The following is a 13,897-nucleotide window of genomic DNA, read 5'->3' on the forward strand; positions in this document are numbered from 1 at the left end:
GGGACGGTCAGAGACGCTCGATGACGGTGGCGATGCCCATGCCGCCGCCGACGCAGAGGGTGGCGAGGCCGTACCGCTTGTCCTGACGCTCCAGTTCGTCGATGAGCGTGCCGAGGATCATCGCGCCGGTGGCGCCGAGCGGGTGGCCGAGCGCGATGGCGCCGCCGTTGACGTTGATCTTGTCGAGGGAGAGCCCCATGTCCCGGGCGAAGCGCAGCACGACACCGGCGAACGCCTCATTGATCTCGACGAGGTCGATGTCATCGATGGTGAGTCCGGCCTTGGCGAGGGCCTTGCGGGTGGCGGGCGCGGGGCCGGTCAGCATGATCGTCGGCTCGGAGCCGGAGACCGCGGCGGAGACGATCCGGGCACGCGGCGTGAGTCCGTACCGCTCGCCGGTCTCCTTGTTGCCGATGGCGACGAGAGCGGCGCCGTCCACGATGCCGGAGGAGTTGCCCGCGTGGTGGACGTGGTCGATCTTCTCGACCCAGTGGTACTTCTGCAGCGCCACGGCGTCGAAGCCGCCCAGCTCGCCGATGGTGGCGAACGAGGGCTTCAGCGCGGCCAGCGAGTCGGCGGTGGTGCCGGGGCGCATGTGCTCGTCGTGGTCGAGGACGACAAGGCCGTTGCGGTCCTTGACCGGGACGACGGAGCGCGCGAAGCGGCCGTCCTTCCAGGCCTCGGCGGCCCGCTCCTGGGAGAGCGCGGCGAACTCGTCGACGTCGCGGCGCGAGAAGCCCTCGATGGTGGCGATGAGGTCGGCGCCGACACCCTGCGGGGCGAAGCCGGTCTCGTAGCTGGTCATCGGGTCCATCGCCCAGGCGCCGCCGTCGGAGCCCATCGGCACCCGGGACATCGACTCGACACCGCCCGCGAGGATCAGATCCTCCCAGCCCGAACGGACCTTCGCGGCAGCCAGGTTGACAGCTTCCAGACCGGAGGCACAGAACCGGTTCTCCTGGACGCCCGCCACCGAGTCCGGGAGTCCGGCGGCGATGGCGGCGATCCGGGCGATGTCGGAGCCCTGGTCGCCGAGCGGGCTGACCACGCCGAGGACGATGTCGTCGATGGCGGCCGGGTCCAGGCCCGGGAAGCGGCTGCGCATTTCGTGGATGAGGCCGACGACGAGGTCGATCGGCTTGGTGCCGTGCAGGGCGCCATTGGCCTTGCCGCGGCCGCGCGGGGTGCGGATCGCGTCGTAGACAAACGCTTCGGTACTCAAGACAGCAGCCTTTCGAGGGTGGTCGATCGTCAGGGGTCAGGCAAGCAGCGAGCGGCCGATGATCTCCTTCATGATCTCGGTCGTACCGCCGTAGATGGTCTGGATGCGGCCGTCGGTGAACGCCCTGGCGACCCGGTATTCCGTCATGTAGCCGTAGCCGCCGTGGAGCTGGAGGCAGCGGTCGGCGACGCGCTTCTGCAGTTCGGTGGCCCACCACTTGGCCATCGACGCGTGCACGGCGTCGAGCTTCCCGTCCGAGTGGTCGACGATGCACCGGTCGAGGAAGGCCCGGGTCACGGTGCACTCGGTGGCCATCTCGGCGATCTCGAAGCGGATGTGCTGGAGCTTGGAGAGCGGCCGCCCGAAGGCCTCGCGCTCCTTCACGTACTGGGTGGTGATCTCCAGGAGGTACTCGGCGGCGGCGATGCCGGCGACCGCTATGCCCATCCGCTCCTGCGCCAGATTGGTCATCAGGTGGATGAACGCGCCGTCGCGCTCACCGAGCAGGTTCTCCTTGGGGACGCGGACGTCGTTGAAGAACAGCTCGGCCGTGTCCTGGGACTTCTGGCCGATCTTGTCGAGGTTGCGGCCCCGCTCGAAGCCGTCCGCACCGCGTTCGACGACGATCAGCGAGAGCCCCTTCGCGCCGCCCTCCGCGGTGGTCTTCGCCACGACGATCACCAGGTCGGCGAGGATGCCGTTGGAGATGAACGTCTTGGAGCCGTTGATCAGCCAGTGGTCGCCCCTGTCCTCGGCGGTGGTGCGGATGCCCTGGAGGTCGGAGCCGGCGCCGGGTTCGGTCATCGCGATGGCGGTGATGATCTCGCCGCTGCAGAAGCCGGGCAGCCAGCGCCGCTTCTGCTCCTCGGTGGCAAGGCCGGTGAGGTAGGGGCCGATGACGTCGTTGTGCAGGCCGAGCGCGAGCCCGGGGGTGCCGGCCCGGGTGAACTCCTCGGCGAGGACGGCGCTGTAGCGGAAGTCGGTGGTGCCGCCGCCCCCGTACTCCTCGGGCACGGCGAAACCGAGCAGTCCCTGTCGGCCGGCCGCGAGCCAGGCCTCGCGCGAGACGATGCCGTCCTTCTCCCACTGCTCGTAGTGCGGAAGGACTTCCTTGGTCAGGAAGGTCCGGACGGTCTCGCGGAACGCGTCGTGCTCCTCGGTGAAGATCTGCCGCTGCACTGCGGGCCCCCTAGAGCCAGTTCTTGACGGTGGAGATCAGCCGGGCCGGGTCGGGACCGGCCGGGATGACGTTGAGCATGGTGACGCCGGAGGCCTCGCGCGGGTCGCCCGCGTAGTTCAGCGGCAGGGAGAGTTCCATCAGTCGGTGGGGTCCTTCCGGGGCCGGTGGATGCACGGTACGTCCCAGTCCCGGGCGACGCCCTCGGTGTCCGCGCCGGGCCGCGCGGGTCCGCTGCGCACGGAGACGGGGGTGGCGGAGAAGCGGGGTGCGGGGGCGGGCTGGGTCAGGCCGCTGTGTTCGACGAAGGTGGAACGGGCCGCGAGGTGCGGGTGGTGCGGGGCCTCGCGGAGCGACAGGACCGGGGCCACACACGCGTCCGTGGCTTCGAAGACCTCGGTCCACTCCGCGCGCGTCCGGGTCCTGAACCGGTCGGCGACGACCCTGCGCAGCTCCTCCCAGCGGGTGAAATCCCTGCGGTCCGGGGCCCGGTCCTCGATGCCGAGGAGCTTGATGAACTCGTCGTAGAACTGCTGCTCCAGCGGGCCGACCGCCATGTACTGGCCGTCGGAGGTCTCGTACGACCCGTAGAACGGGCAGCCGCCGTCCAGGAGGTTGGAGCCGCGCCGGTCCTGCCAGCCGCCGGCTGCCAGCATCCCGTGGATCATCGTGGCGAGATGGGCGGCGCCGTCGACGATCGCCGCGTCCACGACCTGGCCCGCGCCGCCGGGAGTGCGGGCGTACTGGAGGGCGGCGAGGACGCCGACGACGAGGTAGAGCGAGCCGCCCGCGTAGTCGCCGACCAGATTGGCGGGGACGGTGGGCGGCTCGCCGGGCTTGCCGATCATGGCGAGGGTGCCGGTGAGGGCGATGTACGCGATGTCGTGCCCGGCCCGTTCGGCGAGCGGCCCGTCCTGGCCCCAGCCGGTCATCCGCCCGTACACGAGCCGCGGGTTGCGTGCCAGGCAGGCGTCGGGGCCGACGCCGAGGCGCTCGGCGACGCCCGGCCGGTAGCCCTCGATCAGGATGTCGGCGCGTTCGACCAGGTCCAGGACGCGGTCCGGGCCGTCCTCGGCCTTGAGGTCGACGAGCACCGAGCGTTTGTTGCGGTTGGTGAGGTCGTACGCGGGGTCGATGCCGAGCCCCGCGCCGCCGGGCCGGTCGACCCTGACGACGTCGGCGCCGAGGTCGGCCAGCAGCATCGCGGCGAACGGGCCGGGGCCGATGCCCGCCAGCTCGACCACGCGCACACCCGCCAGCGGGCCGTGCTCTGTCGTTGCCATCGAACCCCCAGCGGTGTGACACAACTGATGTAACAGCGACGATGCTAAGAATGCTCCGCGCTCCGCACAACCCTTTTGGCCGAGCAAGCGCTTAGTTGTTGCTTGAGGATCCTCCCCCACGAGCGCCGCCCACCTGTACACCGCCACGAACCCCTCCGCTAACCTCTGCCTGCTACATCGGCGCCGGCCCCTGCGGAGGCACTCGTGAACAGGCAGAACGGGGCGCAACGCCCCTATGACATAGTCCTCTTCGGCGCCACCGGCTTCGTGGGTGTCCTCACCGCCGAATATCTCGCCGCCCACGCACCCGACGGCTGCCGCTGGGCGCTGGCCGGCCGCAGCCCGGCCAAGCTGCAGAAGCTGCGCGAACGCCTGGCCGCCATCGATCCGCGCTGCGCGGACCTTCCGCTGGTGCATGCCGACGCCGACGACCCCGGTTCACTGCGCGTACTCGCCGAATCGGCCCACGTGGTGGCCACCACCGTGGGCCCCTACGTCTGGTACGGCGAGCAACTGGTCGCCGCCTGCGCGGAGGCAGGGACGGACTACACGGACCTGGCCGGCGAGGCGGAGTTCGTGGACCTGATGTTTCTGGAGCACGATGCGCGGGCCCGCGAGACCGGGGCGCGGCTCGTGCACGCCTGCGGCTTCGATTCCGTACCGCACGACCTCGGCGTCTACTTCACCGTCCAGCAGCTGCCGCGGGACGTGCCGCTGACCATCGACGGGTTCGTCCGCAGCAACGCCGTCTTCTCCGGCGGTACGTTCGCCTCGGCGCTCACCGCGATGGGTCGCGGCCCGCAGATGCTGCGCGCCGCGCAGGAGCGCCGGCTGCACGAACCGCGCCTGGTCGGACGCCGCGCCCGCGCCCGCTTCGGCACCCCGCACTTCAGCGCCGAGACCGGCACCTGGGCGCTGCCCCTGCCGACTCTGGACCCGCAGGTCATCGAGCGCTCGGCGCGGGCGCTCGCGCGGTACGGCCCCGACTTCCGCTACCGCCACTTCGCCTCGGTGAAGACGCTGCCGATGGCGCTGGGTGGCACGGCCGCGATCGGCGCCCTCGTGGGCGCCGCGCAGCTGCCCGCCGCGCGCAGCTGGCTGATGGACCGGTACGAGCCGGGTGAGGGCCCGGACGCGGAGCGCCGGAAGCGGAGCTGGTTCACGGTGCGGTTCGTCGGGGAAGGCGGCGGACGCCGGATCTTCACCGAGGTCTCCGGCGGCGACCCCGGCTACGACGAGACGGCGAAGATCCTCGCCCAGTCCGCGCTCTGCCTCGCCCTCGACGAACTCCCGCCGACATCCGGGCAGGTCACCACGGCCGTCGCGATGGGCGACGCACTGCTGGAGCGGCTCCGCGGGGCCGGGCTGCGCTTCCGGGTCGCGGCGACGCGCTGAGCGGATTCGCGCCGGGACGGCCGCGGTCGGCGGGCCGTCCCGGCGTCAGAACATCCAGGACGCGAGCGTGCAGATCATCGAGACCGTCCAGACGACCCCGGCAAGGACACCGAGAGTCATCCCTATGGCGACGCGCCGCTGGGCGACGTAGACGGTTCCGGCACGTGTGGACGTTCGATGATCGGTCATACGCACCAGCGTGCCGTTCATGATCGGCAAGTGGTATCCGTACACATACTCAGATACTCGGACGCGGGCGTACTCGGACACGGGCTCCGTCGGACGCTCAGGCGGTCGCCTCCCGGAGGACCCGCCCGCAGAGTGCGTCGGCCCTGCGGGTGGTCTCCGGCTGGCGGAAGTCCCTGGCCAGCAGGAGTGTGTGCGCGCAGGCGTTGTCCAGACCGGTCCGGTGGCCGACGGACACGTACACCGGCTTGGTGCCGTCCTGGGTGCGCAGCGCCCGGCCCACCTCCTCGTCCCCGTCGACGAGCGGGGAGAAGTCGCCGCGCCGGGGACCCGGCTGTTCGTACGTGAAGGTGAACGGGTTCTTGGCGACGCCGATGACCGGCAGCCCGGTGAGGACGCCGAGGTGGCTGGCGAGCCCGAACCGGCGCGGGTGCGCCCTGCCGTAGCCGTCGCAGACGACGAGGCCGGGGTCGACCGGGAGGGATTCCAGCGCGGCCAGCACGGTCGGTATCTCCCGGAAGGCGAGCAGCCCCGGGACGTACGGGAAGGTCACCCGGCCGGTGGCGGTGGCCTCGGCGACGACGTCGAGGGTGGCCGCGTCGAGCACGACCGCCGCCGCCACGACGAGGTCGCGCTCGTCGTCGTAGGCGACGTCCACACCGGTCACCCGTCCGGTGCCGGGCGGCGGTCCCGGCTCGTCCAGCACCACGCGGGCGCGGAGAGTGTCCTGGATGGCGCGGGCTTCGGCTGCGTCGGCCGGCGTGCGGAGCGTCGTCATAGTGCCTTCCAGCTTAGAAGTCCCGTCCAGTCCTCCCTCGATGAGCCTGGTTGCAGTGCCCTCCCGGCCAGCTCTGCCGGTCACGGCACTAGTTCATCCGGGCGATCCGCCCCTTCTCCCCCGCCGCCCAGCAGCCGCCGTCCTGCGTGCAGTCCACGGTGTCGTACGAACCCGTGTCGACGGTGCGCCAGGTGCGGCCACCGTCCGTCGTCAGGTCCGTCCCGGTCGGCCCGACGGCGAGTGCCGTGGAGCGGGTGTGCGGGACCCAGGAGACGCCGGAACGGTAGGCGGTCGGCGGGGTGGTGGACCGCTGCCAGGTCCGGCCTCCGTCGCCCGTGACGGCCGCGGCGTCCGGAGAGGCCTGGCCGGCACGGTAGTCGCCGCCGACGGCAATGCCGTGCGTACGGTCGCGGAAGGCGAGACCGAAGACGCCGCGGGCCGGGTCCCCGGCCGGGATCGTCGATTCGGTGGCCGTCCAGGTCAGCCCCCGGTCGGCGGAGTGCAGCACCCGTGCGGTGGCCGCCCCGCCGGTCGCCAGCCAGACGTCCTTCGGCCCCGAGCTGACCAGGCACTGGCCGCTGGCGGCGAAGCCCGCCTCGCCCGCCTGGGCGGCCGGCATGCCCGCTGTGGGCAGTACGTTCCAGCTGCGGCCGCCGTCCGCGGTGGACAGGATCCGGTACCTGCCGTCGACCGGATCGCTCATGGCGAGCCCGTGGCGGCTGTCGAAGAAGGTGAGGCAGTCGTAGAAGGCACGGGCATCGGTATTGCGGAAGGACTCGGTCCACGTCGCTCCACCGTCGTCCGTACGGAACACCCGCGACGCCTCGCCCTCACCGATGGCCAGCGCCACCGCACGCCGCGCGTCGAACGCCTCGATGTCACGGAATTCCAGTGCCGCCTCCGCCGCTCCCGCCGGCGACACGTCGCGCCAGTGACGGCCGCCGTCGGAGGTGCGCAGCACCGTTCCCTTCGAGCCCGCGGCCCAGGCGGTGCGCCGGCTGACGGCGGAGAGGCCGCGGAAGCGGGCGTCGGTTCCCGTCTCCGTGAGTGTCCAGCCTGTCCGGTCGCCGGGTCCGTGCCGCTCCCCCGGCGCTGCCTGCGCTGCCGGCGTGACAAGTGCCGCGGTCAGCGCCGCCCCGCACAGTCCCCATGCCATCAGTCGTGTCGTCTTCCCCTTGGGCCTCATGGCGCAGGAAGCTAGCCCACGGGCACTACGCCGTCCAGAGTGCGCCGCCGCCGCGCGGGCACGCGCATCGAAGGGAGTGCGGTGCGGTGCGGTGACGCAGCTCACTCCCTCGCCCGAGCACGGATCGGGAAGTTCCGTCGTCTCTGCCAGTGCCGGGAACCGTTCATCTGGCCGCAAGAGGGAGCAGGTCTTGTCCACCGTTATCGAGCAGTCCGTGCAGGCCCGCATGGTCGCATCCGCGCCGCGGATGGAGACCCTTCCCGCCACCTTGCAGTACGACTGCAGGGATCCGTTCGCCGTGCGCATGGCTTTCCCTGCCCCGGCAACCCTGGAGGGCACCGAGGTGTCCTGGGAGTTCTCCCGCGAACTGCTGGCGGCAGGAATGGAAGGAGCGGCCGGGGTCGGGGACGTACGGATCAGGCCGTTCGGCTACGACCGTACGGTCCTGGAGTTCCATGCCGCCGAGGGCATCGCCATGGTGCATGTCCACACCGCGGAGCTGCGTCGCTTCCTCGGGCGCGCCGAGGAACTGGTCCCGTCGGGGCAGGAGCACCGGTTCCTGGATCTCGACCGGAGTCTGACGGACCTGCTCGGCGGAGCGTGCTGAGCCCGGTCAGTCCTTCCTTGCCGATGGCCAACGGCTCGCACAGCCCGGGGGCGGCTTCGCGGCCGCCCAACGCGTCGGCGCCGCACGGGGTCCGCACCCGGTACGCCCCCGGGATCCGGCGGCACCGCGAGCATCCTCAGGGCCCTGCCCGTCCAGCGACCTGTCATCGTCCGGCCCCCCGATCCGCCGCACGCACCGGTGCGGCCGGGATCAACGTAAATCGTTTGCCGGGCACAAGGTCCCGTCGTACCGTTTGTGACGTCCTTGTTGTCGTCGGATCGGAGAAGGACGTTGCTCGTCTGAGGTCGTGAGACACCGCGTTGCGCGCCGTGTCCGGACAGTGCATGCCCGTTCAGGGCTGTCATGTCTGTCATGTCTGCGCGCCCGAGTGTGACCTCAGCTCTTCGAGCCGTCCTCCGCGACCGGGGCTCCTCCTTGGCCATGTCCGTGGAACGCCCGTGACCGGTGTCTCGCCCGTTGCCCCCCTGCCCTTCCTCGCAACCGGGAGATCCGTATGTCTACCCCCATGACTCATATCGCCTGTTCGTCGCTCTCCTTCTCCTGGCCCGACGGCAGTGAGGTCTTCGACGACTTCCAGCTGGCCGTGGGCCCCGGCAGGACCGGTCTCATCGGCCTCAACGGCTGTGGAAAGTCCACCCTGTTGCGGCTGATCGCGGGTGAACTCACCCCCACCGAGGGCCGCATCCGGACCCGGGGCGAGATCGGGTATCTCCCGCAGAATCTGGTCCTGGACACGGCGCTGCGGGTCGATGCGGCCCTGGGCATCGCCGGTACCCGGGCCGCTCTGCACGCCATCGAGGCGGGTGACGTCGGCGAGGAGCAGTTCGCGGCCGTCGGCGACGACTGGGACGTGGAGGAGCGCGCCCGCGCGACGCTCGATCAGCTCGGCCTCGGTCACATCGGGCTCGACCGCACGATCGGCGAGATGTCGGGCGGCGAGTGCGTGCTGCTGCGCCTGGCCGCGCTGTTGCTGGCCCGCCCCGGGGTGCTGCTGCTCGACGAGCCCACGAACAATCTGGATCTGTACGCGCGCAGGCGGCTGTACGAGGCGGTCGACGCGTGGACGGGTGTCCTGGTCGTCGTCAGCCATGACCGTGAACTCCTGGAGCGGGTCGACCAGATCGCGGATCTGCGGGACGGGTCGGTCACCTGGTACGGCGGGAATCTCTCGGAGTACGAGGAGGCGCTCGCCGTCGAGCAGGAGGCGGCCGAGCGCATGGTGCGGGTCGCGGAGGCCGACGTGCAGCGACAGAAGCGTGACCTGGCGGACGCCCAGGTCAAGTTGGCTCGGCGCAAGCGCTACGGACAGAAGATGTCGGACAACAAGCGCGAGCCGAAGATCGTCATGGGCAACCGCAAGCGGGCCGCCCAGGAGTCGGCCGGCAAGCATCGGCTCATGCACGCCGGGAAGCTGGCGGAGGCGAAGGAGCGCCTCGACGACGCTGTCGAGGCGGTGCGGGACGATGACGAGATCAGGGTCGAGCTGCCGCACACCAAGGTGCATCCGGGTCGCGGTGTGCTCGTACTGCGCGATCTGGAACTCGCGTACGGGGCACGGGTGAACGGCGGGTTCGAGCTGCGGGGCCCCGAGCGAATCGCACTGGTGGGCCGCAATGGAGCGGGCAAGACAACGCTGTTGCGGACCGTTGCCGGTGAGCTGGCACCGGTGTCCGGCGAGGCGACACCCCAATTGCCGCTGGGCTTTCTGCCGCAGCGTCTGGATGTGCTCGACGACGGACTGAGCGTGGTGGAGAACGTGGCGCGATTCGCACCGAATGCCACGGACAATCGGATCAGGGCGAGGCTGGCGCACTTCCTGTTCAAAGGGGCTCGGGCGGACCGGCCCGTGAGGACACTGTCGGGCGGGGAACGATTCCGTGCGGCACTGGCGGCGCTGCTGCTGGCCGAACCGGCACCGCAGCTGCTGATGCTGGACGAGCCGACGAACAATCTGGACATGGCGAGCGTACGCCGGCTGACGGCGGCTCTGGAGTCGTACGAGGGAGCGCTGATCGTGGCGAGCCACGATGTGCCGTTCCTGGATTCGCTCGGCATCACGCGCTGGCTGCTGCTGGACGGCGAACTGCGTGACACCACGGCCGAGGCGGTGGCGACGGAGCTCTGAGAGCCTGTCGGGCGACCTCTGATCGGGCGGTCACGGCGTGGCACGCACGCTTCCGGCGTTGCCGAAATGCCCTAGTAGCTCCGCTACGAGGCCATCCCGGCGCCTTGGAATCGCACGCACCACGCCGCGTCCGCTCTCCGATCGAAGGTCACCCGACAGGCTCTGAGCCGTGGGGGGTGTGGGGGGACTGCGGCCGGGGCCATCGGTGGAACAAGGCCCAGCTCTTGCAGCCGCCGGCCGCAGTCGGTGCGGGAGCGAACCCCAGCCCCCACCCCACCCTGTGAGTCGACCGCGGCGGCGAGCAGCCCTATGCTCTCGCTGCGGCGCTCGCGGCATCCCTCGGACTTCTCGGCCGATCCGCGGGACGGTCGCCGGTCGTGGAGGATGATCCGCAGCGCATCGAACTGCCAGTGGACCCGGAGCGGCATGTCCGGGTCCGGCGTGGCCCGGCGCCGCAGCGACTCGGCTCGATACGGTGCAGCTCGACTCCTCGCACGTCCCGAAACTGCTTGATACCGATATACAACTGCGCCGCTACCGGGAATTGCTGGAGCGCCTGCGGACACTTGCTCCACCGGTCCAGGAGTCGCGCGACTTCATCCGCTGCGGGGCCAAGGTGGCCGGCCCGCACCCGTCCCGAAACCCTACGGAGGGAACTACCCGTGCCCAGCAGAAAAGCCCTGGTCCGTCGCCCCGACCCGCGTCTCGCCGAGGGTCTCGTCACCCATGTCGAGCGCACCCCCGTCGATGTCCGCCTCGCGGTCGAGCAGTGGGAGCGGTATGTCGCCGTCCTCGGCGAGTACGGATGGGAGACGGTCGAGGCGAAGCCGGCGGACGGATACCCGGACAGCGTGTTCGTCGAGGACACCGTGGTGATGTTCCGGAACGTGGCGCTCATCGCCCGGTCCGGCGCGGAGTCCCGCCGTGGCGAGACTGCGGCCGTGGAGGAGGCACTGGCCGGGCTCGGCTGCTCGGTGAACCGGGTGAGGGAGCCGGGCACGCTGGACGGCGGCGACGTCCTGAAGATCGGCGACACGGTCTTTGTCGGGCGCGGCGGCCGGACGAACGCGGAGGGGGTGCGGCAGCTCAGATCCGCGTTCGAGCCGCTGGGCGCCCGTGTCGTAGCCGTGCCGCTGACCAAGGTGCTGCACCTGAAGTCCGCGGTGACGGCTCTGCCGGACGGCACAGTCGTCGGGTATCCACCCCTGGTTGACGAGCCGTCGCTTTTTGGCCGTTTCCTGCCGGTTCCGGAGGAGGCGGGCTCGCACGTGGTGCTGCTCGGTGGCGGGAATCTGCTGATGGCCGCGAGTGCACCGAAGACCGCCGAGTTGTTCGCGGGGATCGGGTATCACCCTGTATCAGTAGATATCAGCGAGTTCGAGAAACTGGAAGGCTGCGTGACCTGTCTTTCCGTACGCTTGCGTGACCTGCAGACATAACGGTACGTAGTCGGACTTCGCGCGGGCGGGGTTGGCGATGGCCTTACTCCCGCTTTAACCTACGGTCTCGTAACCTACGAAGCCGTAGGTACTTCTCCCGTCCCCAGGAGCCCCCCGTGACGATCACCTCTCCCCACCTCGGCAGTTCAAAGGCGTGGACCGACGCCCAACTGCTGTACGCCCTGGAGGAGGTGGTGGAGAAGGAGCTCAACCGCCATCTCAAGGTCGCCAAGGACTGGATGCCCCACGAGTACGTCCCCTTCTCGGACGGCCGGAATTTCCCCGGCGTCTTCGAGGACGGTGAGGCATGGCAGGCCGACCAGTCCAAGGTCACCGACATCGGCAAGATCGCACTGGTCGTGAACCTGCTGACCGAGGACAACCTCCCCAGCTACCACCACGAGATCGCCACCCTGTTCGGCCGTGACGGCGCCTGGGGCACCTGGGTGCACCGCTGGACCGCCGAGGAGGGCCGGCACGGCATCGTGATGCGCGACTACCTGCTCACCTCGCGCGCCGTCGACCCGGACAAGCTGGAGCAGTTCCGCATGGCGCACATGGCGGAGGGATTCGAGTCCGACAACCGACACTCGATGCTGCACTCCGTGGCGTACGTCGCCTTCCAGGAACTCGCGACCCGCGTCTCGCACCGCAACACCGGTCACCAGTCGGGCGACCCGGTCTGCGACCGCATGCTGGCCCGGATCGCCACCGACGAGAACCTGCACATGGTCTTCTACCGCAACCTGCTCGGCGCGGCCTTCGAACTCGCCCCGGACCTGACGATGCAGGCCGTGCGTGAGGTCGTGGTCAACTTCCGGATGCCCGGTCACGGCATGCCCGGCTTCGAGCGGTCCGCAGCGCAGATGGCGATCGGCGAGATCTACAACATGCGGATCCACCACGACGACGTGATCCAGCCCGTCCTCCGCTACCTGAAGGTCCTGGACATCGACGGGCTCGGCCCGGACGGACTGAAGGCGCAGGAGGAGCTGGGGCTCTACATGGGCGGACTGGACCGCGAGGCGGCCAAGTTCGACGAGAAGCTGGCCGCGCGCAAGGCGCGGATGGCCGCCCGCGCGAACGGCTGACCCGCCGCTCTCGCGGAGGCCTGGGCCCCAGGCCTCCGCGAAACGCCTGACCCACAACCCGCACAGCACCCGACGGCCCACGAGCGCGCTCGCTCGTGGGCCGTCGTCTCTGTGTGACGCGGCATCACGCACATCGGGACCGCAACGCAGACACGGGACCGCACATCGAGCAGCACGGCATCCGCGGTGACGAGCGAGACCTCGTCCGACGGTCGGTAACCGCCGCGTGAAAGGCGCCGCGGCAGCCGGTCGACAGAGCCCGGATCAGCCGGTCCCGCTCGCAGGACCCGGCCCTGCCCCGGCCCGGTTCGACGAGGAACGCCTCGGGCACCGTGTCGGCCGGACGACAGCAGCAGGACCGGCGCAAGGCCCCTCCCGGAGCCGACGACTATGCCGCCGTCCGGATCACCGTCACCGCAGTCGACGACCACCGGCAACCCGCGTTCAGCATCCTCGCCGGCGTGGACCGCACCTGGAACGACGACGCCGAGAAGCGGGCCCTCGCCGCACGCGCCGCCACCCTCCACAACCTGGCCGGCGGCGACCGGACGGCTTGAGCGGATCATCTGATCGGCTTGCCCGCCACCACGCTGTAGCTGCTGCCCGCGTCAGCCGAATCGACGCGCTTCCGCGTCCACATGCACACCACGGAGCCCGCGCCCGGGTGCAACGTCCGCGGCAGCACCCGCGCCGGGCTTCTCGGATGCCCCGTGCCGGCGGAGTTGGCCGCGCAGTGGTCATACGCCGGCTCGAAGTGCCCTCCCGCAATCCGTGTGGCGCAGTGGGTGCGTACGCGGACGATTCCGTCCGCGTACCCGGCCATGTCGTCGACCACACACGTCATTCGCGGTCCTGTCACATTCCGCCGGGCTGCCTCGTCGCCTCGACGCTGGACATCAGCTTCGACGTCCGCGGCGGATTGTTGATCCGTCAGGTTCATCACTGGGCGGCGCTGATCTTCATCGCGGCCTTGTTCGTGCACATGTTCCGACACTTCTTCACCGGATCGTTCCGCAAACCGCGCGAGATCAACTGGCTCTTCGGGTTCCTCCTGCTGGTGCTGGCGATGCTCAACGGCTTCGCCGGGTACTCGCTCCCCGACGACCTGCTCTCCGGCACCGGTCTGCGCATCGCTGACGGCGTTGTCCTCGCGATTCCCGTGGTCGGGACCTATCTCCAATTCTTCTTCTTCGGCGGGCAGTTCCCGGGCGACGACGCCATCCCGCGGCTGTTCACCGTGCACGTCCTGCTGGTGCCCGCCCTCATGGTCGGTCTGGTGACGGTCCACCTCATCTACCTCTGATCTTGGCCAGTGCTCCGCCCTTCAGGGCGGGGGTGAAGGCCATCCTTGGCCCGGAGGCGCGCAGCGCCGGAGTGCTCTTCGTCT

At 70.2% G+C, this 13,897-nt stretch carries 13 protein-coding genes and 1 pseudogene; 7 read left to right on the forward strand and 7 right to left on the reverse strand.

Going from position 1 to position 13,897, the window contains the following annotated elements:
- Positions 1-7: 7 nt before the first annotated feature.
- From ACGFSA_RS26950 to ACGFSA_RS26965, 4 genes are read right to left on the reverse strand one after another with little or no spacing between them, the layout of a single operon-like run.
- Entirely contained in the window at positions 8-1,222 is a 1,215-nt protein-coding gene (locus tag ACGFSA_RS26950) for an acetyl-CoA C-acetyltransferase (RefSeq protein WP_393308449.1), read from the reverse strand.
- A gap of 36 nt (positions 1,223-1,258) precedes the next feature.
- Positions 1,259-2,401: an acyl-CoA dehydrogenase family protein gene (locus ACGFSA_RS26955; protein WP_393308451.1), complete on the reverse strand. Its 1,143-nt coding sequence runs from the start codon at positions 2,399-2,401 to the stop codon at positions 1,259-1,261.
- 10 nt (positions 2,402-2,411) lie between these two features.
- On the reverse strand, positions 2,412-2,540 hold the full coding sequence (locus ACGFSA_RS26960; RefSeq protein WP_393308453.1) for a hypothetical protein: 129 nt from the start codon (positions 2,538-2,540) through the stop codon (positions 2,412-2,414).
- Positions 2,540-3,682, reverse strand: a complete 1,143-nt coding sequence (locus ACGFSA_RS26965) for a CaiB/BaiF CoA transferase family protein (RefSeq protein ID WP_393308455.1) — start codon at positions 3,680-3,682, stop codon at positions 2,540-2,542. Before ACGFSA_RS26965 ends, ACGFSA_RS26960 begins: the two co-directional genes overlap by 1 nt.
- 204 nt (positions 3,683-3,886) lie before the next feature.
- Between ACGFSA_RS26965 and ACGFSA_RS26970 the strand changes: the two genes are divergently transcribed.
- Positions 3,887-5,077: a saccharopine dehydrogenase family protein gene (locus ACGFSA_RS26970; protein WP_393308457.1), complete on the forward strand. Its 1,191-nt coding sequence runs from the start codon at positions 3,887-3,889 to the stop codon at positions 5,075-5,077.
- Between the two features lie 45 nt (positions 5,078-5,122).
- Here the strand turns inward: ACGFSA_RS26970 and mmpA are convergent, their stop codons facing one another.
- The 3 genes from mmpA to ACGFSA_RS26985 all read right to left on the reverse strand — a co-directional run bounded on the left by mmpA (position 5,123) and on the right by ACGFSA_RS26985 (position 7,197).
- Complete coding sequence (gene mmpA / locus ACGFSA_RS26975) at positions 5,123-5,266, reverse strand: morphogenic membrane protein MmpA (RefSeq protein WP_393308459.1); 144 nt, start codon at positions 5,264-5,266, stop codon at positions 5,123-5,125.
- Between the two features lie 97 nt (positions 5,267-5,363).
- Entirely contained in the window at positions 5,364-6,041 is a 678-nt protein-coding gene (locus tag ACGFSA_RS26980) for an endonuclease V (RefSeq protein WP_393308461.1), read from the reverse strand.
- Between the two features lie 88 nt (positions 6,042-6,129).
- Positions 6,130-7,197, reverse strand: coding sequence for a WD40/YVTN/BNR-like repeat-containing protein (locus ACGFSA_RS26985; protein ID WP_393308463.1), 1,068 nt, complete (start codon positions 7,195-7,197; stop codon positions 6,130-6,132).
- Positions 7,198-7,417: 220 nt separating this feature from the next.
- On the opposite strand from ACGFSA_RS26985, the gene ACGFSA_RS26990 reads away from it, so the two are divergent.
- From ACGFSA_RS26990 to ACGFSA_RS27015, 6 genes and pseudogenes are all read left to right on the forward strand, one after another.
- A complete protein-coding gene (locus ACGFSA_RS26990; RefSeq protein ID WP_393308465.1) occupies positions 7,418-7,834 on the forward strand; it encodes an SsgA family sporulation/cell division regulator in 417 nt (138 codons plus the stop codon).
- Between the two features lie 514 nt (positions 7,835-8,348).
- Entirely contained in the window at positions 8,349-9,980 is a 1,632-nt protein-coding gene (locus ACGFSA_RS26995; protein ID WP_393308467.1) for an ABC-F family ATP-binding cassette domain-containing protein, read from the forward strand.
- Between the two features lie 662 nt (positions 9,981-10,642).
- Complete coding sequence (ddaH, locus tag ACGFSA_RS27000; protein WP_393308469.1) at positions 10,643-11,419, forward strand: dimethylargininase; 777 nt, start codon at positions 10,643-10,645, stop codon at positions 11,417-11,419.
- A 116-nt stretch (positions 11,420-11,535) separates the two neighbouring features.
- Positions 11,536-12,510, forward strand: a complete 975-nt coding sequence (locus ACGFSA_RS27005) for an acyl-ACP desaturase (protein ID WP_393308471.1) — start codon at positions 11,536-11,538, stop codon at positions 12,508-12,510.
- Between the two features lie 332 nt (positions 12,511-12,842).
- The gene (locus ACGFSA_RS27010; RefSeq protein WP_393308473.1) at positions 12,843-13,067 is read left to right on the forward strand and encodes a hypothetical protein; all 225 of its coding nucleotides are present in this window, start codon (positions 12,843-12,845) and stop codon (positions 13,065-13,067) included.
- A gap of 326 nt (positions 13,068-13,393) precedes the next feature.
- Positions 13,394-13,804: pseudogene (locus ACGFSA_RS27015) on the forward strand (cytochrome b N-terminal domain-containing protein); the annotation flags it as partial.
- Positions 13,805-13,897: the final 93 nt, after the last annotated feature.

This window comes from Streptomyces sp. NPDC048496 (assembly GCF_043200055.1).
Classification (GTDB): domain Bacteria; phylum Actinomycetota; class Actinomycetes; order Streptomycetales; family Streptomycetaceae; genus Streptomyces.

Excerpts from the sequence above, each read along its gene's own strand:
- ACGFSA_RS26965 (WP_393308455.1), bottom strand. The coding sequence starts at position 3,682 with ATGGCAACGACAGAGCACGGCCCGCTGGCGGGTGTGCGCGTGGTCGAG.
- ACGFSA_RS26980 (WP_393308461.1), bottom strand. The coding sequence starts at position 6,041 with ATGACGACGCTCCGCACGCCGGCCGACGCAGCCGAAGCCCGCGCCATC.
- ACGFSA_RS26995 (WP_393308467.1), top strand. The coding sequence starts at position 8,349 with ATGTCTACCCCCATGACTCATATCGCCTGTTCGTCGCTCTCCTTCTCC.
- ACGFSA_RS26960 (WP_393308453.1), bottom strand. The coding sequence starts at position 2,540 with ATGGAACTCTCCCTGCCGCTGAACTACGCGGGCGACCCGCGCGAGGCC.
- mmpA (WP_393308459.1), bottom strand. The coding sequence starts at position 5,266 with ATGACCGATCATCGAACGTCCACACGTGCCGGAACCGTCTACGTCGCC.
- ACGFSA_RS26985 (WP_393308463.1), bottom strand. The coding sequence starts at position 7,197 with ATGGCATGGGGACTGTGCGGGGCGGCGCTGACCGCGGCACTTGTCACG.